19 protein-coding genes are annotated in these 23,203 nt (G+C 68.9%); 16 read left to right on the top strand and 3 right to left on the bottom strand.

Annotation, left to right across the window (positions count from 1 at the left end):
• Window positions 1-117: 117 nt before the first annotated feature.
• From rplL to FRCN3DRAFT_RS0201750, 3 genes are all read left to right on the top strand, one after another.
• On the top strand, window positions 118-510 hold the full coding sequence (gene rplL / locus FRCN3DRAFT_RS0201760; RefSeq protein WP_007514797.1) for a 50S ribosomal protein L7/L12: 393 nt from the start codon (window positions 118-120) through the stop codon (window positions 508-510).
• A 2,217-nt stretch (window positions 511-2,727) separates the two neighbouring features.
• Window positions 2,728-6,150, top strand: coding sequence for a DNA-directed RNA polymerase subunit beta (gene rpoB, locus FRCN3DRAFT_RS0201755; protein WP_007514799.1), 3,423 nt, complete (start codon window positions 2,728-2,730; stop codon window positions 6,148-6,150).
• 97 nt (window positions 6,151-6,247) lie between these two features.
• Window positions 6,248-10,138: a DNA-directed RNA polymerase subunit beta' gene (locus FRCN3DRAFT_RS0201750; RefSeq protein ID WP_007514800.1), complete on the top strand. Its 3,891-nt coding sequence runs from the start codon at window positions 6,248-6,250 to the stop codon at window positions 10,136-10,138.
• 81 nt (window positions 10,139-10,219) lie between these two features.
• On the opposite strand, the gene FRCN3DRAFT_RS0201745 is transcribed toward FRCN3DRAFT_RS0201750, so the two are convergent.
• Complete coding sequence (locus tag FRCN3DRAFT_RS0201745; RefSeq protein ID WP_007514802.1) at window positions 10,220-11,041, bottom strand: MerR family transcriptional regulator; 822 nt, start codon at window positions 11,039-11,041, stop codon at window positions 10,220-10,222.
• Window positions 11,042-11,269: 228 nt separating this feature from the next.
• Between FRCN3DRAFT_RS0201745 and FRCN3DRAFT_RS0201740 the strand changes: the two genes are divergently transcribed.
• The 3 genes from FRCN3DRAFT_RS0201740 to FRCN3DRAFT_RS0201730 all read left to right on the top strand — a co-directional run bounded on the left by FRCN3DRAFT_RS0201740 (window position 11,270) and on the right by FRCN3DRAFT_RS0201730 (window position 12,972).
• Window positions 11,270-12,073: an SDR family oxidoreductase gene (locus tag FRCN3DRAFT_RS0201740; protein ID WP_007514803.1), complete on the top strand. Its 804-nt coding sequence runs from the start codon at window positions 11,270-11,272 to the stop codon at window positions 12,071-12,073.
• Between the two features lie 174 nt (window positions 12,074-12,247).
• Window positions 12,248-12,556 (top strand): type II toxin-antitoxin system CcdA family antitoxin, encoded by a 309-nt coding sequence (locus FRCN3DRAFT_RS0201735; protein ID WP_007514804.1) that lies wholly within the window; start codon window positions 12,248-12,250, stop codon window positions 12,554-12,556.
• Window positions 12,553-12,972 carry a PIN domain-containing protein gene (locus FRCN3DRAFT_RS0201730; protein ID WP_007514805.1) on the top strand — a complete coding sequence of 140 codons (420 nt, stop codon included), beginning with the start codon at window positions 12,553-12,555 and terminating at the stop codon, window positions 12,970-12,972. The genes FRCN3DRAFT_RS0201735 and FRCN3DRAFT_RS0201730 overlap by 4 nt, the downstream gene beginning before the upstream one ends.
• Window positions 12,973-13,077: 105 nt before the next feature.
• Here the strand turns inward: FRCN3DRAFT_RS0201730 and FRCN3DRAFT_RS0201725 are convergent, their stop codons facing one another.
• Entirely contained in the window at window positions 13,078-13,806 is a 729-nt protein-coding gene (locus tag FRCN3DRAFT_RS0201725; protein ID WP_007514806.1) for an SDR family NAD(P)-dependent oxidoreductase, read from the bottom strand.
• A gap of 72 nt (window positions 13,807-13,878) precedes the next feature.
• Between FRCN3DRAFT_RS0201725 and FRCN3DRAFT_RS0201720 the strand changes: the two genes are divergently transcribed.
• Entirely contained in the window at window positions 13,879-14,268 is a 390-nt protein-coding gene (locus tag FRCN3DRAFT_RS0201720; protein ID WP_007514807.1) for a winged helix-turn-helix transcriptional regulator, read from the top strand.
• A 47-nt stretch (window positions 14,269-14,315) separates the two neighbouring features.
• Here FRCN3DRAFT_RS0201720 and mug read toward each other — a convergent pair whose 3' ends face one another.
• A complete protein-coding gene (gene mug, locus FRCN3DRAFT_RS0201715) occupies window positions 14,316-14,957 on the bottom strand; it encodes a G/U mismatch-specific DNA glycosylase (protein WP_007514808.1) in 642 nt (213 codons plus the stop codon).
• A gap of 827 nt (window positions 14,958-15,784) precedes the next feature.
• On the opposite strand from mug, the gene rpsL reads away from it, so the two are divergent.
• The 9 genes from rpsL to rplB all read left to right on the top strand — a co-directional run bounded on the left by rpsL (window position 15,785) and on the right by rplB (window position 23,144).
• Entirely contained in the window at window positions 15,785-16,159 is a 375-nt protein-coding gene (gene rpsL, locus FRCN3DRAFT_RS0201710) for a 30S ribosomal protein S12 (protein WP_007514810.1), read from the top strand.
• Window positions 16,159-16,629: a 30S ribosomal protein S7 gene (gene rpsG, locus FRCN3DRAFT_RS0201705; RefSeq protein WP_007514811.1), complete on the top strand. Its 471-nt coding sequence runs from the start codon at window positions 16,159-16,161 to the stop codon at window positions 16,627-16,629. The genes rpsL and rpsG overlap by 1 nt, the downstream gene beginning before the upstream one ends.
• 6 nt (window positions 16,630-16,635) lie before the next feature.
• Window positions 16,636-18,729, top strand: coding sequence for an elongation factor G (gene fusA, locus FRCN3DRAFT_RS0201700; RefSeq protein WP_007514812.1), 2,094 nt, complete (start codon window positions 16,636-16,638; stop codon window positions 18,727-18,729).
• 123 nt (window positions 18,730-18,852) lie between these two features.
• Window positions 18,853-20,046 carry an elongation factor Tu gene (gene tuf / locus FRCN3DRAFT_RS0201695; protein ID WP_007514813.1) on the top strand — a complete coding sequence of 398 codons (1,194 nt, stop codon included), beginning with the start codon at window positions 18,853-18,855 and terminating at the stop codon, window positions 20,044-20,046.
• A 240-nt stretch (window positions 20,047-20,286) separates the two neighbouring features.
• On the top strand, window positions 20,287-20,595 hold the full coding sequence (rpsJ, locus tag FRCN3DRAFT_RS0201690; protein WP_007514815.1) for a 30S ribosomal protein S10: 309 nt from the start codon (window positions 20,287-20,289) through the stop codon (window positions 20,593-20,595).
• Window positions 20,596-20,611: 16 nt separating this feature from the next.
• Window positions 20,612-21,310, top strand: a complete 699-nt coding sequence (gene rplC, locus FRCN3DRAFT_RS0201685) for a 50S ribosomal protein L3 (RefSeq protein ID WP_007514816.1) — start codon at window positions 20,612-20,614, stop codon at window positions 21,308-21,310.
• On the top strand, window positions 21,307-21,999 hold the full coding sequence (gene rplD / locus FRCN3DRAFT_RS0201680) for a 50S ribosomal protein L4 (protein WP_007514818.1): 693 nt from the start codon (window positions 21,307-21,309) through the stop codon (window positions 21,997-21,999). Before rplC ends, rplD begins: the two co-directional genes overlap by 4 nt.
• Entirely contained in the window at window positions 21,996-22,292 is a 297-nt protein-coding gene (rplW, locus tag FRCN3DRAFT_RS0201675) for a 50S ribosomal protein L23 (RefSeq protein WP_007514820.1), read from the top strand. The genes rplD and rplW overlap by 4 nt, the downstream gene beginning before the upstream one ends.
• Before the next feature lie 18 nt (window positions 22,293-22,310).
• Entirely contained in the window at window positions 22,311-23,144 is an 834-nt protein-coding gene (gene rplB / locus FRCN3DRAFT_RS0201670; RefSeq protein WP_007514822.1) for a 50S ribosomal protein L2, read from the top strand.
• Window positions 23,145-23,203: the final 59 nt, after the last annotated feature.

Here is a 23,203-nt window from a genome sequence, read left to right as displayed (position 1 = left end):
GTCCCGGCCGGCGACAAGCCAGCCAGGTATCACCCGCGACGGCGGCCAGACCATGCGGCCCGGCCGCCGGACCGCACCACGACGATCCAAGTCACAGAACAGGAAGGAACCGCCATCATGGCGAAGCTCTCGACAGGCGACCTGCTCGACGCGTTCAAGGAGATGACGCTGCTCGAGCTGTCCGAGTTCGTGAAGCAGTTCGAGGACACCTTCGGCGTCACCGCCGCCGCCCCGGTCGCCGTCGCGGCCGTCGCGGGCCCGGGTGGCGGCGGCGAGGCTGCCCCGGCCGAGGAGGAGAAGGACGAGTTCGACGTCATCCTCGAGGCCGCTGGCGACAAGAAGATCCAGGTCATCAAGGAGGTCCGCGCCCTGACGAGCCTGGGCCTCAAGGAGGCCAAGGACCTCGTGGACGGCGCGCCGAAGCCGGTCCTGGAGAAGGCCACCAAGGAGGCGGCGGACAAGGCCAAGGCGGCCCTCGAGGGCGCCGGCGCCAAGGTCACCGTCAAGTAGCACCCGCGCGGCCGCTCTGGCCGTGCGACGAAGCGAGCCCGGTGGCCCCGCCACCGGGCTCGCTTCGTGCTTTCCCCGTCTGATCCGTGCCCGTCGACGGCGCATCAGCGCAGCGTCAGCACAACCACGTCGTCAGCCCGGAATCAGCCCAGCCACCGCCAAATACATCAGCCCGGAACCGGCTGGGGAGGCGCTGCGCGCCCGACAGGCTTTCCCGCGGATCTTCGGGAACGGCTTTCGCCGGCAGCCGGGCGCAGTCCCCATACACAACTGGCGATCACCGGGCCGCGACGGCCGAGATCCACCCCATGATTGTCGAGTGGGTATGCGAACTGGCGCACCGTGGCCCGGTTTGTCCAACTTGTGCATACCCAGCCCGCGATCTTCCGGCGGCACAGCTCCTGGGCGCGTCGAAGATCACAAACTGGGTATGCAGACGGGCTTCCAGGCCTCGTCAGCAAAGGTCCACGAGAGTTGGCCTGGCCGTGACTTCGTGCGGCCGGCCTGGGCGGGACCGCCGGGAGCCAATGACCACCATCCTCGGCACCCGGTCTTCGTCGAGGCAGCCAACATTGGGGCCTCGACCGCGCTTTCGCCCCAATTCCACCTGTCTCCGCACGTAGACCCACCCCAACGGGCAGCTGCCACGCCTCGCACGAACCGCGACCGACCAGCCACAGCCAACCGACGAAGTGCCACCAGGGAGGGCGCTGCGCGCCTGGCAGGCGGTGCCCGGCCGGGTGCCTGTCGGATCACGAAGCCGGGGTCCCCTGCCAGATCGGCGAACGGGGTCCCTGCCGGATTGGCGAAGCCGATCTGGGAGGTCGTGATCTGGCAGGTCTGCTGGGATGTCCGGGGCGCGAAGAGTCCCGGACCCGCCGGATCGGCCCCGCAACCTCCACCGATCCGGCGGGAACCCCGGCGGGGCCGCCGCCGCGCCGACCTGGTTGTGGCCTGCCTCTGGCGAGATGCGTTACGGTCCGTCGGGCCGGGCGCCCGCCGGGGACGGCGCATCAGCCCGGCGCCCCGGGTCCCTCGCACCGGCCCACGACAAGGCCGGCCACCGCCAGGTGGCCTCGGCCCGGAACCACAGGGAACGCATTCGGCGTTCAGCGCACAGCGGGCTGGCGCGCACCGCCAGTCCTCCGGAGTGGCCGCGGCCGCCAGGGTGTCCGATGCTGGTGGGACGCTCGGCGTAGGGCTGGGGACAGGCCAGATGGCCGGGCGTTGCCGGCCCGGTGTGACATCGGGACGACACGGTTGCAGCCCGGCGGGGGCGGCAGAACGGTAACTACCCGCACATGGGGTCCGTCTGAGGGGTTGACTCGATCCCCAACAACGGAGTTCCATCATTTGGCGGACCACCGCCGTGATCTGGTGAAGTCGGGCAGGGTATCTCCCATCGGGGCAACCCAGCCGACCAGCCGGTGCGTCGGGTGGCCGGTCGATCCAGGGCTCTGGGGCCCTGGGGTCGGCTGGCCGCGACGACCTCACGATGGCGACACAGCGTGGCGGTGGCCGGAGGGCCGTGGGCGTCAGACGGGCGCGCGGCCGACGGGCGGACAGGAAAGGCGGGAGCGGCGGGCACACGGCAGGTCAGCGGCAGACAGTGAGCAGCGCGAAAGTAGTGCACAACGGACATGACGACGGGGCTTGTCAGCAGTGCGGCCTAGGGCTACACTGCTAGTTTGCGCTGTCCTTTTCGTTGCACTGAGCCGCTCAGACTCGTTCCCGCCAGCCGTGGTGGATCCGCCGGTACTCATCCCGCGGAGCCACTGAAGCCACGCCCCGCCGCCGCATGTTCGGGCCGGTGGGCTCGCGTACCCGTGGGACCTGGTCTGGTGGGCTCTGTGCGGCGAAAAGGGGCCAGCGTGATCGTGCCGGCTACAAGCCGGTGTGGTCCTTGCCCGCCCATCCACGAGAGAACCGCCCAGCTAGTTCGTCCCGCCTGCCGGTGTCAGCCGGCCCGGCGGGCTCCGACGCCCGCCCTCAGACGACTTCGGACCTCCTGGTGCCGCGCCTCGCGCGACCGGGACCGACGGAACACGTCTGACGGTCCCGGCGTTCGAATCGATCTGGCGTGACGGTCACCACAGAGACGAGTTGCGCACTACCCCGCTGGCGCCGCGTGTAAACGCGGCGAGACACTGATCACCTGACCACCCCGACGGCTCCTCGGCGTCTCCCGCCCGACGCCAGGCCCCCGGAAGGACCACCTTGGCCGCCTCGCGCTCCGCCTCCCGCATCTCGTTCGCCAAGATCGTCGAACCCCTCGAGGTCCCGGACCTTCTCGCCCTACAGACGCAGTCGTTCGACTGGCTGATCGGCAGTGATACCTGGCAGGAGAGGGTCCAGGAGTCCATCGACGCCGGCCGTGACGATGTTCCCCTCACCTCGGGTCTGGAGGAGGTCTTTGAGGAGATCTCTCCGATCGAGGACTTCTCCGGTTCCATGTCCCTTTCGTTCCGGGATCACCGGTTCGAGCCGTCCAAGTACTCCGTCGAGGAGTGCAAGGACAAGGACATGACGTACTCGGCGCCGATGTTCGTCACCGCCGAGTTCACCAACAACACCACCGGTGAGATCAAGAGCCAGACCGTGTTCATGGGCGACTTCCCGCTCATGACCCCGAAGGGCACGTTCGTCATCAACGGAACCGAGCGGGTGGTCGTCAGCCAGCTCGTCCGCTCGCCCGGCGTGTACTTCGAGAAGTCGCTCGACAAGACGTCCGACAAGGACCTCTTCTCCTGCAAGGTCATCCCGTCGCGGGGTGCCTGGCTGGAGTTCGAGATCGACAAGCGGGACACGGTCGGTGTCCGCATCGACCGCAAGCGGCGCCAGTCCGTCACCGTGCTGCTCAAGGCGCTCGGCTGGGACGAGGCGCGCATCCTCGAGCGCTTCGGCGACTACCCGTCGATGCGCGTCACGCTGGAGAAGGACCACACCGCCGGCCAGGACGACGCGCTGCTCGACATCTACCGCAAGCTGCGCCCTGGCGAGCCGCCGACGCGTGAGTCCGCGCAGACGCTGTTGGAGAACCTGTTCTTCAACCCGAAGCGCTACGACCTCGCCAAGGTCGGCCGTTACAAGGTGAACAAGAAGCTGGGCCTGCACGTCGAGGGCCCGGTGGGCGTGCTCACCGAGGAAGACGTCGTCCGCACGATCGAGTACGTCGTGAAGCTCCACGAGGGCATCGACCCGGCGTACGAAGTGGACGACATCGACCACTTCGGCAACCGGCGGCTGCGCACGGTCGGCGAGCTGATCCAGAACCAGGTGCGGCTCGGCCTCGCCCGGATGGAGCGGGTCGTCCGCGAGCGGATGACCACTCAGGACGTCGAGGCGATCACGCCGCAGACCCTGATCAACATCCGGCCGGTCGTCGCCTCCATCAAGGAGTTCTTCGGCACCAGCCAGCTGTCCCAGTTCATGGACCAGACCAACCCGCTGGCCGGCCTGACCCACAAGCGCCGCCTCTCGGCGCTCGGCCCCGGCGGTCTGTCCCGTGAGCGGGCCGGCATGGAGGTCCGCGACGTGCACCCGAGCCACTACGGCCGGATGTGCCCGATCGAGACGCCGGAAGGCCCGAACATCGGCCTCATCGGCTCGCTGTCGACGTTCGCGCGGGTCAACCCGTTCGGCTTCGTCGAGACCCCGTACCGCAAGGTCGTCGCCGGCCGGGTCACCGACCAGATCGACTACCTGACCGCGGACGAGGAGGACCGGCACGTCGTCGCCCAGGCGAACGCCCCGCTGACCGGGGACGGCTCCTTCGCCGAGGACCGGGTGCTGGTGCGCCGGAAGGGCGGCGAGGTCGAGTTCATCCCGCCCGACGAGGTCGACTACATGGACGTCTCGCCGCGCCAGATGGTGTCGGTCGCGACCGCCATGATCCCGTTCCTCGAGCACGACGACGCCAACCGCGCGCTCATGGGCTCGAACATGCAGCGGCAGTCCGTGCCGCTGCTGCGCTCGGAGTCGCCGCTGGTCGGCACCGGCATGGAGGCCCGCGCGGCCAAGGACGCCGGCGATGTCGTCGTCTGTCAGCAGGCCGGCGTGGTCGAGGACCTGTCCGCGGACTACATCACCGTCATGCACGACGACGGCACCCGCCGCACCTACCGGCTGGCGAAGTTCCGCCGCTCCAACCAGGGCACCTGCATCAACCAGAAGCCGATCGTCGACGAGGGTGACCGCGTCGAGTCCGGCCAGGTGATCGCGGACGGCCCGTGCACCGACAACGGCGAGATGGCGCTCGGCAAGAACCTGCTGGTCGCCTTCATGCCGTGGGAGGGGCACAACTACGAGGACGCGATCATCCTCTCGCAGCGGCTCGTCCAGGACGACGTCCTCTCCTCGATCCACATCGAGGAGCACGAGGTCGACGCCCGGGACACGAAGCTCGGCCCGGAGGAGATCACCCGCGACATCCCGAACGTCGCCGAGGAGGTCCTCGCCGACCTCGACGAGCGGGGGATCATCCGGATCGGCGCCGAGGTGAACCCCGGCGACGTGCTGGTCGGCAAGGTCACCCCCAAGGGCGAGACCGAGCTGACCCCGGAGGAGCGGCTGCTGCGCGCGATCTTCGGCGAGAAGGCCCGGGAGGTCCGGGACACCTCACTGAAGGTGCCGCACGGTGAGTCCGGCAAGGTCATCGGCGTCCGGGTGTTCTCCCGCGAGGACGGCGACGAGCTCCCGCCCGGCGTGAACGAGCTGGTCCGGGTCTACGTCGCCCAGAAGCGGAAGATCACCGACGGTGACAAGCTCGCCGGCCGCCACGGCAACAAGGGCGTCATCGCCAAGATCATGCCGCAGGAGGACATGCCGTTCCTGGAGGACGGCACGCCCGTCGACGTCGTGCTCAACCCGCACGGTGTGCCGCGGCGTATGAACATCGGCCAGATCCTGGAGACCCACCTCGGGTGGGTCGCCAAGACCGGCTGGCAGGTCGACGCCGGCAAGGAAGAGTGGAAGGAGCGGCTGCGCACCATCGGCGCGGACGCTGCCAACCCGGGCCAGAACGTCGCCACTCCGGTGTTCGACGGTGCCCGCGAGGAAGAGATCACCGGCCTGCTGGACTCCACCCTCCCGAACCGGGACGGCGTCCAGCTGATCGGGGCATCCGGCAAGGCCAAGCTGTTCGACGGCCGCACCGGTGAGCAGTACCCGTACCCCGTCGCGGTCGGCTACATCTACATCCTCAAGCTCCTGCACCTCGTCGATGACAAGATCCACGCTCGCTCGACCGGCCCCTACTCGATGATCACGCAGCAGCCGCTGGGTGGTAAGGCGCAGTTCGGTGGCCAGCGGTTCGGCGAGATGGAGGTGTGGGCGCTGGAGGCGTACGGCGCCGCCTACGCCCTGCAGGAGCTGCTGACGATCAAGTCCGACGACGTCCACGGCCGGGTCAAGGTCTACGAGGCGATCGTCAAGGGTGAGAACATCCCGGAGCCCGGGATTCCCGAGTCCTTCAAGGTGCTCATCAAGGAAATGCAGTCGCTGTGCCTGAACGTCGAGGTGCTTTCCAGTGACGGCGTTCAGATCGAGATGCGCGACACCGACGAGGACGTGTTCCGGGCGGCGGAGGAGCTTGGGATCGACCTGTCGAGGCGTGAGCCGAGCAGCGTCGAAGAGGTCTAACGGTCTGGCCGGGCCGCCCGCTTACCTGGGCGGCCCGGCCGGCACCCGCTGACCCGACTGAGCGTCCCGACTGAGAAAGAGAGAGCAGGCGACAGTCTTGCTGGACGTCAACTTCTTCGACGAGCTGCGCATCGGCCTGGCCACCGCGGACGACATCCGCCAGTGGTCGCACGGCGAGGTCAAGAAGCCGGAGACCATCAACTACCGCACCCTCAAGCCGGAGAAGGACGGGCTCTTCTGCGAGAAGATCTTCGGTCCGACCCGGGACTGGGAGTGCTACTGCGGTAAGTACAAGCGGGTCCGGTTCAAGGGCATCATCTGCGAGCGCTGCGGCGTCGAGGTCACGCGCGCGAAGGTGCGCCGTGAGCGGATGGGGCACATCGAGCTGGCCGCCCCGGTCACCCACATCTGGTACTTCAAGGGTGTGCCGAGCCGGCTCGGCTACCTGCTGGACCTGGCGCCGAAGGACCTGGAAAAGGTCATCTACTTCGCCGCCTACATGATCACCAAGGTGGACGTCGACGCGCGCCACCGTGACCTGCCGACCCTCGAGGCCCGTATCGGCGTCGAGAAGCAGGGCATGGAGGACCGCAAGAACGCCGACGTCGAGGCTCGCCAGCGCAAGCTGGAGTCCGACCTGGCCCAGCTCGAGGCCGAGGGCGCCAAGGGTGACGCGCGCCGCAAGGTGCGGGAGTCGGCCGAGCGCGAGATGCGCCAGATCCGCGACCGCGCCCAGCGCAAGATCGACGAGCTGGACCGGGTCTTCGACCGCTTCAAGGGCATGAAGGTCCAGGACCTGGAGCCGGACGAGCTGCTCTACCGCGAGCTGCGCGACCGGTTCGGCCAGTACTTCGACGGCGGCATGGGCGCGGAGGCGCTGCAGCGCCGCCTCGCCGACTTCGACCTCGAGGCCGAGGCCGAGTCGCTGCGGGAGACGATCCGCACCGGCAAGGGCCAGAAGAAGGCTCGCGCGCTCAAGCGGCTCAAGGTCGTCTCGGCGTTCCTGAACACCCGCAACTCCCCAATGGGGATGGTGCTCGACTGCGTCCCGGTCATCCCGCCGGACCTGCGCCCGATGGTGCAGCTCGACGGTGGTCGGTTCGCGACGTCGGACCTGAACGACCTCTACCGCCGGGTCATCAACCGGAACAACCGGCTCAAGCGGCTTCTCGACCTCGGTGCGCCCGAGATCATCGTCAACAACGAGAAGCGGATGCTGCAGGAGGCCGTCGACGCGCTGTTCGACAACGGCCGCCGCGGCCGCCCCGTCACCGGGCCCGGCAACCGTCCGCTCAAGTCGCTGTCGGACATGCTCAAGGGCAAGCAGGGCCGGTTCCGCCAGAACCTGCTCGGCAAGCGCGTCGACTACTCCGGCCGTTCGGTCATCGTCGTCGGCCCGCAGCTGAAGCTGCACCAGTGCGGCCTGCCCAAGCAGATGGCGCTGGAGCTGTTCAAGCCGTTCGTGATGAAGCGGCTGGTCGACCTCAACCACGCGCAGAACATCAAGTCCGCGAAGCGGATGGTGGAGCGCGCGCGGCCGGTCGTGTGGGACGTGCTCGAGGAGGTCATCACCGAGCACCCGGTGCTGCTGAACCGGGCACCGACGCTGCACCGCCTCGGCATCCAGGCCTTCGAGCCGCAGCTGGTCGAGGGCAAGGCCATCCAGATCCACCCGCTGGTCTGCACCGCGTTCAACGCGGACTTCGACGGCGACCAGATGGCGGTGCACCTGCCGCTGTCCGCCGAGGCGCAGGCCGAGGCCCGGATCCTGATGCTGTCGAGCAACAACATCCTCTCGCCGGCGTCCGGTCGTCCGCTGGCCATGCCGAGCCTCGACATGGTCACCGGGGTGTTCCACCTGTCCCGGACCTCGACGGGCCTCGTCGGTGAGGGGCGGTTCTTCTCGAGCGTCGCCGAGGCGCAGATGGCCTACGACGCGCGCGAGATCGAGCTGCAGGCGCAGATCAAGGTCCGGCTGCGCGACCACACGCCGCCGACCGAGTGGGAGGCGCCGGCGGACTGGATCCCCGGCGACCCGTTCACGCTGGACACGACCTTCGGGCGCTGCCTGCTGAACGAGGCGCTGCCAGAGGGCTACCCGTTCATCAACGCGCTGCTGCACAAGCGGGACCAGGCCGCGATCGTCAACGACCTGGCCGAGCGGTACCCGAAGGCCCAGGTCGCGGCGACGCTGGACGCGCTCAAGAGCGCCGGTTTCTACTGGGCCACCCGGTCCGGCGTGACCGTCGCGATCGAGGACGTCATCGCGCCGCCGAACAAGACCGAGATCCTCAGCAAGTACGAGGACCTCGCCGAGAAGGTCCAGAAGCAGTTCGAGCGCGGTTTCCTCTCCGACGACGAGCGCCGCAGCGAGCTGGTCCAGATCTGGACCAACGCGACGAGCGAGGTCGCGAAGGCGATGGAGGACCACTTCCCGCCGACCAACCCGGTCGCGACGCTGGTCAACTCCGGCGCGGCCGGAAACATGATGCAGATCCGTCAGCTCGCCGGCATGCGTGGCCTGGTCTCCAACCCGAAGGGTGAGATCATCCCGCGGCCGATCAAGGCGAACTTCCGCGAGGGCCTGTCCGTGCTGGAGTACTTCATCTCCACGCACGGCGCCCGCAAGGGCCTCGCCGACACCGCGCTGCGGACCGCCGACTCCGGCTACCTGACCCGCCGGCTCGTCGACGTGAGCCAGGACGTCATCGTCCGTGACGACGACTGCGGCACCGAGCGCGGCGTGCTGACCCGGATCGCGACCAAGAGCGCCCAGACGGGCGAGCTGGTGCGTGACAGGTACGCGGAGACCTCGGCCTACGCGCGGACGCTGGCGGCGGACGCCGTCGACGTCGGCGGCGAGGTCATCGTGCCCGCGGGCGCCGACCTGGGCGACGTCGTCATCGGCCAGCTGCTCGAGGCCGGGATCGAGACGGTCCGGGTTCGCTCGGCGCTGACCTGCGAGTCGCGCCGCGGCGTGTGTGCCCAGTGCTACGGCCGGTCGCTCGCGACCGGCAAGCTCGTCGACGTCGGCGAGGCGGTCGGCATCGTCGCCGCCCAGTCGATCGGTGAGCCGGGCACCCAGCTGACCATGCGTACGTTCCACGCCGGCGGCGTCGCCGGCGACGACATCACGCAGGGTCTGCCGCGAGTGGTCGAGCTGTTCGAGGCCCGTAGCCCCAAGGGCAAGGCCCCGATCAGCGAGGTCGTCGGCCGGATCAAGATCGAGGAGACGGAGAAGACCTTCAAGGTCGTCGTCGTCCCCGACGACGGCTCCGAGGAGATCGCCTACCCGGTGCCGCGGCGTTCGCGCCTGCGGGTCGCCGAGGGCGAGCACATCGAGGTGGGCACCAAGCTCATCGACGGTGCCGTCGACCCGCACGAGGTGCTGCGCATCCTCGGCCCGCGCCAGGTGCAGATCCACCTGGTCGAGCAGGTGCAGGAGGTCTACCGGTCGCAGGGTGTGTCGATCCACGACAAGCACATCGAGATCATCGTTCGCCAGATGCTCAAGCGGGTGAACGTGCTCGAGTCGGGTGAGACGACGCTGCTGCCGGGCGAGCTGGTCGAGCGGGCGAGGTTCGAGGGCGAGAACCGGCGCGTCGTCGAGTCCGGCGGCCAGCCGGCGTCGGCCCGGCCGGTGCTCATGGGCATCACCAAGGCCTCGCTGGCCACCGAGTCGTGGCTGTCGGCGGCCTCCTTCCAGGAGACCACCCGGGTGCTCACCGACGCGGCGATCAACGCCCGGTCGGACTCGCTGGTCGGCCTGAAGGAGAACGTCATCATCGGCAAGCTCATCCCGGCCGGTACCGGCATTCCGCGGTACCGCAACATCCGGGTCGAGCCGACCGAGGAGGCGCGGGCCGCGATGTACACGGTCGGCGGCTTCGACGACGCCGGCACGGTCGAGTACGGCGCCTTCGGCACCGGCACCGGCCAGGCCGTCCCGCTCGATGAGTTCGACTTCGGCAGCCGCGACTACCGGTAGTCGGTAATAACCGGTAACCCCGGCCGCACGAACGACGGCGGGCGTCCCCTCGGGGGCGCCCGCCGTCGGCGTTCGGGACGCTCAGGTTGTGGAGGTCCGGAAGACAGGTCTGCCGATCTCGGTGCGCCAGGCTGTCTCGTCGTCCGTGTCGCGCGGGCCGACGAGGTAGACCTCGCGCACGGGACCGGCGACGCCGAGCGCCTGCTCGGTCACGTACCTGCCGAGAGCGCCGTAGGTCACGTCGATGTCATCGTGCGGCCCGCGGTGCACCGTCACGGCGAGCTCGGCGGCCGGTACGACGAACGGTGTCACCCGGCCGCTGGTCGGCGGTGTCCCGGCGACCGGCAGGTAGACGGCCGCGGAGCCCCGCTCGTCGGTGAACAGAGCGTCGTCGTACAGACCGCCGGGGGGCCCCGAAGAGGCGAGCCCCACGGCCGCCAGCGCCGTCGCGAGCTCGGCCATCGCGCCGTCGTACCACGGCAGGATCTCGTCGTGAGCCACCGTCGCCCGGATCGCGGCGGTCGTGATCGCGGCCGATGCCCGTAGCTGGACCTGGAGCGGTGGCGACGCGGGATCCAGGAGGCGACGCAGCGAGGTCACAGCGGCGCGGGTCGCGTCCAGCTGACGCTCTAGCCGCGCCAGGTGCCCGGCGATCAGGGCGCTTCTCGTCTCCGGGTCGGAGGTGGAGAGGATCTTCTTGATCTCCTGGACGGGCATGTCGAGTTCGCGGAAACGATGGATCACCTGGGCGGTGGGCACCTGCTCGGTCGAGTAATAGCGGTAGCCGGTCGACTCGTCGACCTCATCCGGTTCCAGGAGCCCTGCCTCGTGATAGCGGCGGAGCATCTTCACGCTCAGGTGTGTGATCCGCGAGAAGTCGCCGATGGTCAGGGCAGTGCGCATGGCCGCACTCTGCGCCCTCCCCCCGGGGGGAGGGGCAACTCGGACGGGTCGCGGAACGCGCTTTGACTCTCCCTGCGGGGGAGGCCCGACGGTAGCCCATGTCCCCGCAGGACAGGCGCCGCACCGGGGCGCCGCTGCCGGCGCCACCGAGGAGGTCCTGATGACCACGTCTACCCATACGGCGCCCCCCGCGCCGTTCGCGCTCCTCCTCAACGAGACCGGGCCGCGATGACGGTCCAGGCCGCGATGACGGTCATCGGCGACTCGCTCGCGGGGCGGCGGGCGCTGGTGACCGGTGGGAGCCGGGGCGCCGGTGGGGCGATCGTGGCGCGCCTCGCCGCGGCCGGGGCGACCGTGCTCACCACCGCGCGGGCGATCCCCGACGGGCACCCGGATCCGAGCCTTTTCGTGGCCGCCGATCTCAGCACGCCTGAGGGTGTGCGCGCGGTGGTCAACCGGGTAGGCGAGCGACTGGGGGCCGTAGACATTCTGGTCAACTCCCTTGGTGGCTCGCACGCGAGTCCCGGTGGCTTCGCGGCGCTCAGCGACGACGACTGGCGAGAGGAACTGGATCTCAACCTTCTCGCGGCCGTGCGTCTCGACCGGGCGCTACTGCCCGCGATGATCAATGCTGGCCGCGGCGCCGTCGTGCATGTGTCGTCCATCCAGCGACGGATGCCGTTGTACGACGCCACCCTTGGTTACGCCGCAGCGAAGGCGGCGCTCACCACGTACAGCAAGGGACTGGCGAACGAGGTCGGGCCACGGGGTGTGCGGGTGAACGTCGTGGCGCCTGGGTTCATCCAGACCGACAGCGCCGAGGCGCTCGTCGGCCGCCTCGCGCGCGTCGCGGGTATCGACCGTGACGCCGCGCTCGGACGGCTCATGGACTCTCTGGGCGGCATTCCGATCGGCCGCCCGGCCCGGCCCGAGGAGGTGGCTGAACTGGTGGCGTTCGTGGTCTCCGACCGGGCCCAGTCGATCAACGGTGCCGAGTACGTCATCGACGGTGGCACCGTCCCAACCGTCTGACCGGACCTCAAGAGATCATGCTAACTAACTGCTAGTTAGCATGATGGGTGGCTTGCGCTACCTCTCGGAGGCGGATGATCGATTCCGGGCCGGGCGTTCGCCCTGGTAGGGCCAGGTGTACCGCCGCGCCCTGCTGGAGGTAGGACTGAAGGAGGATGGGGGTAGGATTAGATCGTGATCCGAGAACCTCAGCCTCAGCCCGCGAAGCGGAAGGTCTCGCTGACGCTCGACGCGGACCTCGTCGCGGAGGTGGAGTCCGGCGGCGAGAGCCTGTCGGCGGAGGTCAACCTGGTGCTCCGGGACGAGCTGGCCCGCCGCCGTCGGCGGCGGGCCTTGCGGACTCTGCTGGAGCGTCTCGACGAGCAGGATGGCCCGCTCGACACCGCCGAGGACGAGGAGGAGATCGCGCGGTATATGCGGCTGTTGGGCGGTCCGGCCGACGATGCCGACCAGCCGGCTGCGCGGCGCGGTCCCGTTCGGTGAACGTCGTACTCGACGCGGAGGCGATCAACGCGCTCATTCAGGAGCGGCATCCGGCACGGCTCGCCGTCCGACGCGCGATGACGGCGGCCGAGCGACTCGGCCGTGACGTCGTCGTTCCTACCGTGACACTCGCCGAGCTCTATCGAGGCGCCGGCCGCAACCGTGCTCTGGATGCGATGCTGGCGCGTGAGTCAGCCGCTCTGCTGCTGCGCGATACCGACCGGGGGCTCGCCCGCCTCGTTGGGGCGATCCTCGCGGAAGCGCGCGTCGGTTCTGAATACCTTGCGGACGCCCATGCTGTCGCAGCGGCGGTCGAGGTTGGCGGTGGGGTAGTGCTGACGGGCGATCCCGACGATCTGTCCCGCCTGGCAGCGCCCTATCGGACCGTGGTCATCGAGAAGCTGGACAGCAAATAGCATCGGGCGCCGACGCCAGGGAGAAGCACGGGTCGGCGTACCGAGGCAGGTGAAATTGGGCCGCGACCACGCTTTCCGGCCCAATTTCGCCTGCCTCGATGGAGATCAGGTACCCGAAACCGGCAACGCGCTGGCGACGATCTCGCGCTCGCCGTCGATGGCGATCCGCCAGACGGCGTCGGCCAGGTCGTCGGGGTCGAGGGTCGGATATGCCCCGTCCGGGGCGGCCGCCGTGGCCAGTCGGTGGATGTCGCCACGCTCGATGAGGCCGCCAACGACAAGGGCGCCGGCCTGGATACCGCGTGGGGCCACCGCCTCGGCGACCGTCAGGGCGTACGTCCGCAGCGCCGCCGACGCGGGAGCGAGCGGGCCGAGGAACGGCAGGGGTACCACGGCGCTCAGGCCCGTCACGTACACCAGCGCGCCGGTTCCACGCTTGGTCATGGCTGGCAGCAGGTAGTTCGTGGCCTCGACAGCGGGGCTCACGGCCGCCGCGACCGCCTCGAGGACATCCCCAGGTCCGGTCTGGAGAATGTCGACAGGATAGGCCGCCGGGTTGTCGGCGCCGGGGCCGCAATAGAGGACGTCGATCGGGCCGAGCGCGGACTCCACCACGTCGAGAGCATGGTGCAACTGGCCGGGGTCGCGGGCATCCGCGGCTGTCGCGAACGCGTGCACGCCCGCGCGTCCGAGGTCGGTCAGATAGCCGTCGTGGCGGTCGGCGCCGCGTGAGACCAGGCCGACCGCGTATCCCGCCCCGCCGAACCGGCGGGCCACGGACATCCCCAGGCCCGGTCCCGCGCCCAGTACCAGCAGTGTGCCCGTCGAACCCATGTTGCCTCCCACGTAGCTTCGTCGGAAGCCAACCCTGACCGCCGCGCGCAGGATCTGGAAGAAGGCACTTTCATGTCAGCTGGGAACACGGATGTGACCGCCGCTCGGCTCGCCACGGCGCTCACGGTGAAACTTCCGGAGCAGGTCGAGTCGGCGGAGTACGAGGCCTGCCCAGTGACGAAGATGGTCCGCCTGCTTGGGGACAAATGGATTCTTCTTGTCCTCATGCTGCTGGCAGAGCGGCCGCATCGGTTCAACGAGCTTCGGCGGCGGATCAGCGGGATCAGCCAGCGGATGCTTACTCGCACACTGCAGACGTTGACGGCCGACGGGCTGGTCGCCCGTACGGTCCATCCGACGGTTCCGCCGGCCGTCGACTACTCCCTCACCGACCAGGGGCGGAGCCTGCTGGTGCCACTCACCGATCTCGCCGATTGGGTGGTGCGACGCCAAGCCGCGTGACGGCGACGTGGAGGGGCGCCAAGTGCTCCCAGGCTCGATGGACCTAGCTACGGAAGGGAAGGCCCGTAGGCGACGTCGTAGAGCTCGCGGTAGGCCTCGACGAGAGCCGGGAGCGAGTAGTGGGCGTTGAGGCCACTCGGGTTGGGGAGGAGCCAGACTCCCGTCGAGCCGAGGTGATCTGGCTGGCGGCCGACGGGGGCCTTCTTCTGGCCGAACGCGACGCGGTAGGCGCCGAGGCCCAGGAAGGCCAGCCAACCGGGCTGGTAGCGCTCGACGGTGGTCGTGAGCCGGCCGACGCCGGCGCGGATCTCGTCGTCGTGGATCTCGTCCGCGCGGGCGGTGGCGCGGTTGACGATGTTGGTGATGCCGATGCCGTGGGCGAGCAGCTCGCCCGTCTCGGACGGGTGCAGCTGGCGTTCGGTGAAGCCCGCCTGGTGCAGCGTCGCCCACAGCCGGTTCGCGGTGCCGCCGAAGTGGAAGCCGGTCGCGCCCGCGGCGAGCGACGGGTTGATCCCGCAGATGAGGACCTTCAGGCCAGGGGCGACCAGATCGGGGACGGCCCGTCCGTAGGCGGCGTCGAGCTCGGCCCGGGTCGGCCTGCGGCGCGGGTCGGCGGGTGCGTTCGCGCTGGTCCCGGTACTGGCACTGATGTCCGGTGCTACCTGGGTCGCGGGATTTGTGCTCACCATGCGCGCTCCCATCGTCATCGTTGGGCGAAGGCTCGGTGACCGCCGGTGGGTTCTTAACACCAACCTTGTCATTTCACTCCCACTCGGCCTGCCAGAGCTGCACAATGACTCCCGCAGGACCGACATCGGCAACCCACCGCGAGCTGGCGGGCGCCGTAGCGGCGGAACCGGGCGGCTGGCCCCATAGCCAGCACACGACACGTCAACGGCGACGAACTGACCGGCTGTGCGAGTCGGGGGACATCCCGGACTCGGCAGGTCATCTTGGAGGCGGCGGGCGAGGCGGCCCCAGCTCCGATGGCGCTCGGCGGGCGGCTCTGAGAAGAGCCGTGGGCGCGGATGACACCCGGTTCGACACTTGACGTGGGCGTGGAGTAATGTTGCGTCCTGTGGCCAGAGTCCATGCGGCTCTGGCGTGTGTCCTGCGCCCCGTTGTGGCGCTGTGGCGCCAGACTGACGACCGAGCGTCGCTGCCTGGGGATCTCTTCCCGGGTAGGTGACGCGGGCCGCGGAGCGCGGGTGACCTACGGGTATCCCCGGGCCAACCGCGACCAGGAACGGTCGGCGGGCTGGTTGCCGTCGGCGACTATCGGGCCTGCTTCACCTCAAGGGACGCCGGCCAATGCCGGCGGGACCGCGGTGACGAGCGGGTAGGCGCGCTCCTCTCAGGACGATCGGCCCTCGGTCGATACGTGCTGGCAGGCGCGACACGCCCGACCTCGTGGGTCGGCCAGCCACCTGGAATCCCAGGTGGTGGGCTGTCTTCGGGTGTCCGGCACGCCAGGCGAGAAGAACAGCACCGCGACGGAAGAGGAACGGGAGCGCAGTTGCCCACGATCCAGCAGCTGGTCCGCAAGGGCCGGCAGGACAAGGTCGAGAAGACCAAGACCCCTGCCCTCAAGGGGAGCCCGCAGCGTCGTGGCGTGTGCACCCGGGTCTACACGACCACCCCGAAGAAGCCGAACTCGGCGCTGCGCAAGGTCGCCCGTGTCCGGCTGTCTAGCGGGATCGAGGTCACCGCGTACATCCCGGGTGTCGGCCACAACCTCCAGGAACACTCGATGGTCCTGGTCCGTGGCGGCCGAGTGAAGGACCTCCCGGGCGTTCGTTACAAGATCGTTCGTGGCGCGCTGGACACCCAGGGTGTCCGCAACCGCAAGCAGGCTCGCAGCCGCTACGGCGCGAAGAAGGAGAAGGGCTGATGCCGCGCAAAGGGCCCGCTCCCAAGCACGCTGTCGTCGTCGACCCGGTATACGGGTCGCCGCTGGTGACCTCTCTGGTCAACAAGGTGCTGATGAGCGGCAAGAAGTCGATCGCCGAGCGGATCGTCTACGGCGCGCTCGAGGGCGCCCGTGAGAAGACCGGCAACGACCCGGTCGTGACGCTCAAGCGCGCGCTGGACAACGTCAAGCCGACGCTGGAGGTGCGCAGCCGCCGGGTCGGTGGCGCCACCTACCAGGTGCCGATCGAGGTTCGCGCCGGCCGTAGCACCACGCTGGCGCTTCGCTGGCTGGTCGCCTACTCGCGCGGCCGCCGTGAGAAGACGATGACCGAGCGGCTCATGAACGAGCTGATCGACGCGAGCAACGGTCTCGGCGCGAGCGTGAAGCGCCGGGAGGACACCCACAAGATGGCGGAGTCCAACAAGGCCTTCGCCCACTACCGCTGGTGACCTGTCATGGCTGACGTACGTGCCACCCTGGCCACGACCCGCAACATCGGGATCATGGCCCACATCGACGCGGGCAAGACCACCACCACCGAGCGCATCCTTTACTACACCGGTGTGAACTACAAGATCGGTGAAGTGCACGACGGCGGCGCCACGATGGACTGGATGGAGCAGGAGCAGGAGCGGGGGATCACCATCACCTCCGCCGCCACCACCTGCATCTGGCGCGACCACACCATCAACATCATCGACACCCCCGGCCACGTCGACTTCACCGTCGAGGTGGAGCGGTCGCTGCGGGTGCTCGACGGTGCGGTGGCGGTCTTCGACGCGGTTGCCGGCGTGGAGCCGCAGAGCGAGACGGTGTGGCGCCAGGCTGACCGGTACAACGTGCCGCGGATCGCGTTCGTCAACAAGATGGACCGCGTCGGCGCGGAGTTCCACCGCTGCGTGGAGATGATGATCGACCGGCTCGACGCGACGCCGGCCGTCATCCAGCTCCCGTGGGGCGTCGAGTCCGACTTCAAGGGCGTCATCGACCTGGTCCGGATGAAGGGCCTGATCTGGCACTCCGAGGACAAGGGCGCCTCCTACGACGTCGTCGACATCCCGCGCGACCACGAGGAAGCCGCGCAGGAATGGCGCGACAAGCTCCTCGAGACCGTCGCCGAGAATGACGACGACCTCATGGAGAAGTACCTCGAGGGCACGGAGCCCACCGTCGAGGAACTGCTCGCGGCGATCCGGCGGGCCACCCTCACCGGTGCGATCAACCCGGTCATGTGCGGCACGGCGTTCAAGAACAAGGGCGTGCAGCCCATGCTCGACGCCGTCGTCGACTTCCTGCCCAGCCCGACCGACGTCGGCAAGACCGTCGGTCACAAGCCGGGCAACGAAGAGGTCGAGGTCGTCCGCGAGGCCAGCGAGGACGAGCCGTTCTCCGCGCTCGCCTTCAAGATCATGTCTGACCCGTACGTCGGCAAGCTGACCTACATCCGGGTGTACTCCGGCAAGCTCTCGTCCGGTTCCGCGGTGCTCAACTCCACCAAGGACCGCAAGGAGCGGATCGGCCGCATCCTGCAGATGCACGCCAACCACCGGGAGGACCGGGACGGCGTCGGCGCAGGTCAGATCGTCGCGGTCGTCGGGCTGAAGAACACCACCACCGGTGACACCCTCTGCGACCCGAACGCGCCGGTCGTGCTGGAGTCGATGACATTCCCGGCTCCGGTCATCCACGTCGCGATCGAGCCGAAGACGAAGGCCGACCAGCAGAAGCTGGGCACCGCGATCCAGCGGCTCGCCGAGGAGGACCCGACCTTCCAGGTCCGCACCGACGAGGAGACCGGTCAGACGGTCATCTCGGGCATGGGCGAGCTGCACCTCGAGGTGCTGGTCGACCGGATGAAGCGCGAGTACAGCGTCGACGCCAACGTCGGCCGCCCGCAGGTCGCGTACCGGGAGACCATCCGCCGGAAGGTCGAGAAGGTCGACTACACCCACAAGAAGCAGACCGGTGGTTCCGGCCAGTACGCGCGGGTGATCATCAGCCTGGAGCCTTCCGGCGGTGACGGCGGTGGCTACGAGTTCCAGAACAAGGTCACCGGCGGCCGCATCCCGAAGGAGTACATCCCGAGCGTCGACGCGGGCTGCCAGGAGGCCATGGAGTTCGGCGTGCTCGCCGGCTACCCGCTGGTCGACGTGAAGGTCACCCTGCTGGACGGCCAGTACCACGAGGTCGACTCCTCCGAGCTCGCCTTCAAGATCGCCGGTTCGATGGCGTTCAAGGACGCGGCACGGAAGGCCGACCCGGTGCTGCTCGAGCCGATGATGTCCGTCGAGGTCACCTCCCCCGAGGACTACATGGGTGAGGTCATCGGCGACCTGAACTCGCGGCGCGGGCAGATCCAGGCGATGGACGAGCGCGGCGGCTCCCGGATCATCCGGGCGCTGGTGCCACTGTCGGAGATGTTCGGCTACGTCGGCGACCTGCGGTCGAAGACCTCGGGCCGGGCGAACTACTCCATGCAGTTCGACTCCTACGCCGAAGTCCCCAACAACGTAGCTAAGGACATCATCGCGAAGGCCCGCGGGGAGTAATACCCGCCCGGGGCCCAGCGGTCCCCGGATCTCCGCGCCAGCGGAGGCCCGGGGGCACGGTCCCCCCGGACCCCGAACAAGACGATCTACAGCAAGACACCACCCGTCCTTGGAGGGACACCCGTGGCGAAGCAGAAGTTCGAGCGGACCAAACCGCACGTCAACATTGGCACCATCGGTCACATCGACCATGGCAAGACCACGCTGACGGCGGCGATCACCAAGGTCCTGCACGACGCCCACCCGGACCTGAACCCGTTCACCCCGTTCGACCAGATCGACAAGGCGCCCGAGGAGAAGGCCCGCGGTATCACCATCTCCATCGCGCACGTCGAGTACCAGACGGACGCCCGGCACTACGCGCACGTGGACTGCCCGGGTCACGCCGACTACATCAAGAACATGATCACCGGTGCCGCCCAGATGGACGGGGCGATCCTGGTCGTGTCGGCGACCGACGGCCCGATGCCCCAGACGAAGGAGCACGTGCTGCTCGCTCGTCAGGTCGGCGTGCCGTACATCGTCGTCGCCCTGAACAAGGCCGACATGGTCGACGACGAGGAGATCCTGGAGCTCGTCGAGCTCGAGGTCCGCGAGCTGCTCAGCCAGTACGAGTTCCCGGGTGACGACGTTCCCGTCATCCGCGTCTCCGCCCTGAAGGCCCTCGAGGGCGACAAGGAGTGGGGCGCGAAGCTCCTCGAGCTGATGGCCGCGGTCGACGAGTCGATCCCCGAGCCGGTCCGCGACATCGAGAAGCCGTTCCTCATGCCGATCGAGGACGTCTTCACGATCACCGGTCGTGGCACCGTCGTCACCGGTCGAGTCGAGCGCGGCATCGTCAAGGTGTCGGAGACCGTCGAGATCGTCGGCATCAAGAACGAGACCCAGACCACCACGGTCACGGGTGTCGAGATGTTCCGCAAGCTGCTCGACCAGGGCCAGGCCGGTGACAACGTCGGTCTGCTCCTGCGCGGCATCAAGCGTGAGGACGTCGAGCGCGGCCAGGTCGTCGTGAAGCCGAAGAGCATCACGCCGCACACCGTGTTCGAGGCCCGGGTCTACATCCTGAACAAGGATGAGGGCGGCCGCCACACGCCGTTCTTCAACAACTACCGGCCGCAGTTCTACTTCCGGACGACCGACGTGACCGGCGTCGTGACCCTCCCCGAGGGCACCGAGATGGTCATGCCGGGCGACAACACCGAGATGGTGGTCGAGCTGATCCAGCCGATCGCCATGGAGGAGGGCCTGCGGTTCGCCATCCGTGAGGGTGGCCGCACCGTCGGCGCCGGCCAGGTCCTGAAGGTCGTCAAGTAGTTCCAAGGGGGGCGGCGTGGGCCGGGCGTCATTGGCGCCAGGCCCCGCCGCCCGCCGCTGGCTATCAGCACGACCGCCAGTCGGGGGGTTTCGGCCCCGCGGCTGGTATGCGGCCCTGAACCCGGAGCGCCCGGGGGATGGGCAGAGAAGAAGCGGTAACGCCCGGCGACTGGTGAAAGCCCAGATAGCCCGGTCGCGGTACCCCGGGTGACGAGACAGACAGGACAGGCGAAGCCCACCATGGCGGCACAGAAGATCCGCATCCGGCTCAAGGCCTATGACCACGAGGTCATCGACAGCTCGGCGCGCAAGATCGTCGAGACCGTGACCCGGACCGGGGCGCAGGTCGCGGGTCCGGTGCCGCTGCCGACGGAGAAGAACATTTACTGCGTCATCCGGTCGCCGCACAAGTACAAGGACAGCCGCGAGCACTTTGAGATGCGGACGCACAAGCGGCTTATCGACATCCTTGACCCGACGCCGAAGACGGTCGACTCGCTGATGCGCCTCGACCTCCCCGCCGGTGTCGACATCGAGATCAAGCTGTAAGGGGCCGGGCGCAGCCATGCTCAACCGAAACTACCGAGGGATCCTGGGCACCAAGCTCGGGATGACCCAGGTCTGGGACGCGCAGAATCGCGTCGTACCGATCACCGTGATCGAGGCTGGTCCGAACGTGGTCACCCAGGTGAAGACCCCGGACACCGACGGCTACTCGGCTGTCCAGCTCGGCTACGGCGAGATCGACCCCCGCAAGGTCAACAAGCCGGCCCGGGGACACTTCGGCGTCGCCGGCGTGACTCCGCGCCGCCACCTGGCCGAGCTGCGGACCGCCGACGCGGGCAACTACACCGCCGGCCTTGAGCTCGACAGCTCCGTCTTCGAGGCTGGCCAGGTCGTCGACGTCACCGGCACGTCCAAGGGCAAGGGCTTCGCAGGTGTCATGAAGCGGCACGGCTTCAAGGGCCTGGGCGCCGGTCACGGCGTCGAGCGCAAGCACCGCTCGCCGGGTTCGGTCGGTGGCTGCGCCACCCCGGGCCGGGTCTTCAAGGGCCTGCGGATGGCCGGTCGGATGGGCAACGTGCGGGTGACCGTCGCCGGCCTGACCGTGCACGCGGTCGACGCCGAGCGGGGCCTGCTGCTGATCAAGGGCGCCGTCCCCGGTGTGGATGGCGGGCTGGTCTTCGTGCGCAGCGCGGCGAAGCGGCCGGCTCCGGCCGACTTCCAGCCGGCGGACGCTCAGAAGGCTGAGGTGTCGGCATGACCACGACGTTCCGCAAGGCCGACGCCGGCGAGACGCGCACCGTGACGGTGCACGCGCTGGCCGGCGGCGAGGCCGGTACCGCCGAGCTTCCCGGCGAGATCTTCGACGTGCAGGTGAACGTCCCGCTGATCCACCAGGTCGTGGTGGCCCAGCAGGCCGCGGCCCGTCAGGGCACCCACGACACGAAGACCCGTGGCGAGGTTCGCGGCGGTGGCAAGAAGCCGTACCGGCAGAAGGGCACCGGTCGCGCCCGGCAGGGCTCGACGCGCGCGCCGCAGTTCGCCGGCGGTGGCACCGTGCACGGCCCGACGCCGCGCAACTACGAGCAGCGGACCCCGAAGAAGATGAAGGCCGCCGCGCTGCGCGGCGCCCTGTCGGACCGGGCCCGCGCCAACCGGGTGCATGTCGTCTCCTCGCTGGCCGAGGGCGAGACCCCGTCGACCAAGGCGGCGATCACCGCGCTGAGCACGCTCGCCAGCAGCCGGCACGTGCTCGTCGTGGCCGAGCGCATCGACGAGCTGACCTGGAAGAGCCTGCGCAACGTCCCGGCGGTGCACCTGCTCGACCCGGGCCAGCTCAACACCTATGACGTGCTGATCAGTGACGACGTCGTGTTCACCGAGGCCGCGCTCGCCGCGTTCGTCGGCCGCGGCAAGACGGCGGACGGCGCCGAGGAGGCGGACCAGTGATCCCCGACCCGCGCGACATCATCCTCAAGCCGGTCGTCTCGGAGAAGAGCTACGGCCTGCTGGACGAGAACGTGTACACGTTCATCGTCCGCCCAGACGCGAACAAGACCCAGATCAAGATCGCGGTCCAGCAGATCTTCAACGTCCGGGTGCTGAGCGTCAACACCATCAACCGGCCTGGCAAGCGCAAGCGGACCAAGTACGGCTGGGGCCAGCGCAAGGCCACCAAGCGGGCCATGGTCAGCCTGGCCCCCGGGGACTCCATCGAGATCTTCGGTGGCCCGGGCGCGTAACGGAGAGCTGGATTAGTCATGGGAATTCGTCGTTACAAGCCCACCACCCCGGGCCGCCGCGGTTCGAGTGTCTCCGACTTCGTCGAGATCACTCGTGACCATCCGGAGAAGTCGCTGGTCCGCCCCCTGCACTCCAAGGGCGGCCGCAACGCGCACGGCCGGATCACCACTCGTCACCAGGGTGGCGGCCACAAGCGCGCCTACCGGTTGATCGACTTCCGCCGGGACAAGGACGGCGTGCCGGCCAAGGTCGCGCACATCGAGTACGACCCGAACCGCACCGCCCGGATCGCGCTGCTGCACTACGCGGACGGCGAGAAGCGCTACATCGTCGCCCCGGTGAAGCTCAAGCAGGGCGACGTGGTCAGCTCGGGTGTCGGCGCGGACATCAAGCCGGGCAACGCCCTGCCGCTGCGCAACATCCCGACGGGTACCGTCATCCACAACGTCGAGCTGCGGCCCGGCGGCGGGGCGAAGATCGCCCGCAGCGCCGGCGCGAGCGTGCAGCTGGTCGCCAAGGACGGGCCGTACGCCCAGCTGCGGATGCCCTCCGGGGAGATGCGCAGGGTGGACGTCCGCTGCCGCGCGACCGTCGGCGAGGTCGGCAACGCGGAGCAGAGCAACATCAACTGGGGCAAGGCCGGCCGCATGCGCTGGAAGGGCCGCCGTCCCACCGTCCGTGGTGTGGCCATGAACCCGGTCGACCACCCGCACGGCGGTGGTGAGGGCAAGACCTCCGGTGGCCGTCATCCGGTCAACCCGAAGGGCAAGCCGGAGGGCCGCACGCGGGCCACCCGCAAGGCCAGCGACAAGCTGATCGTCAGCAGCCGCAAGAAGGCGAAGCGCCGATGAGCACGGTGACCGCGGCCCAGGCCGCATCCAGCCACCGCGCCGGCGTTCCCGCCGGGAAT

This window comes from Pseudofrankia saprophytica (genome assembly GCF_000235425.2).
GTDB lineage: Bacteria > Actinomycetota > Actinomycetes > Frankiales > Frankiaceae > Pseudofrankia > Pseudofrankia saprophytica.
The sequence above is the reverse complement of the archived record's forward strand: the minus strand, read 5'-3'. Positions and strand labels throughout refer to the sequence as shown.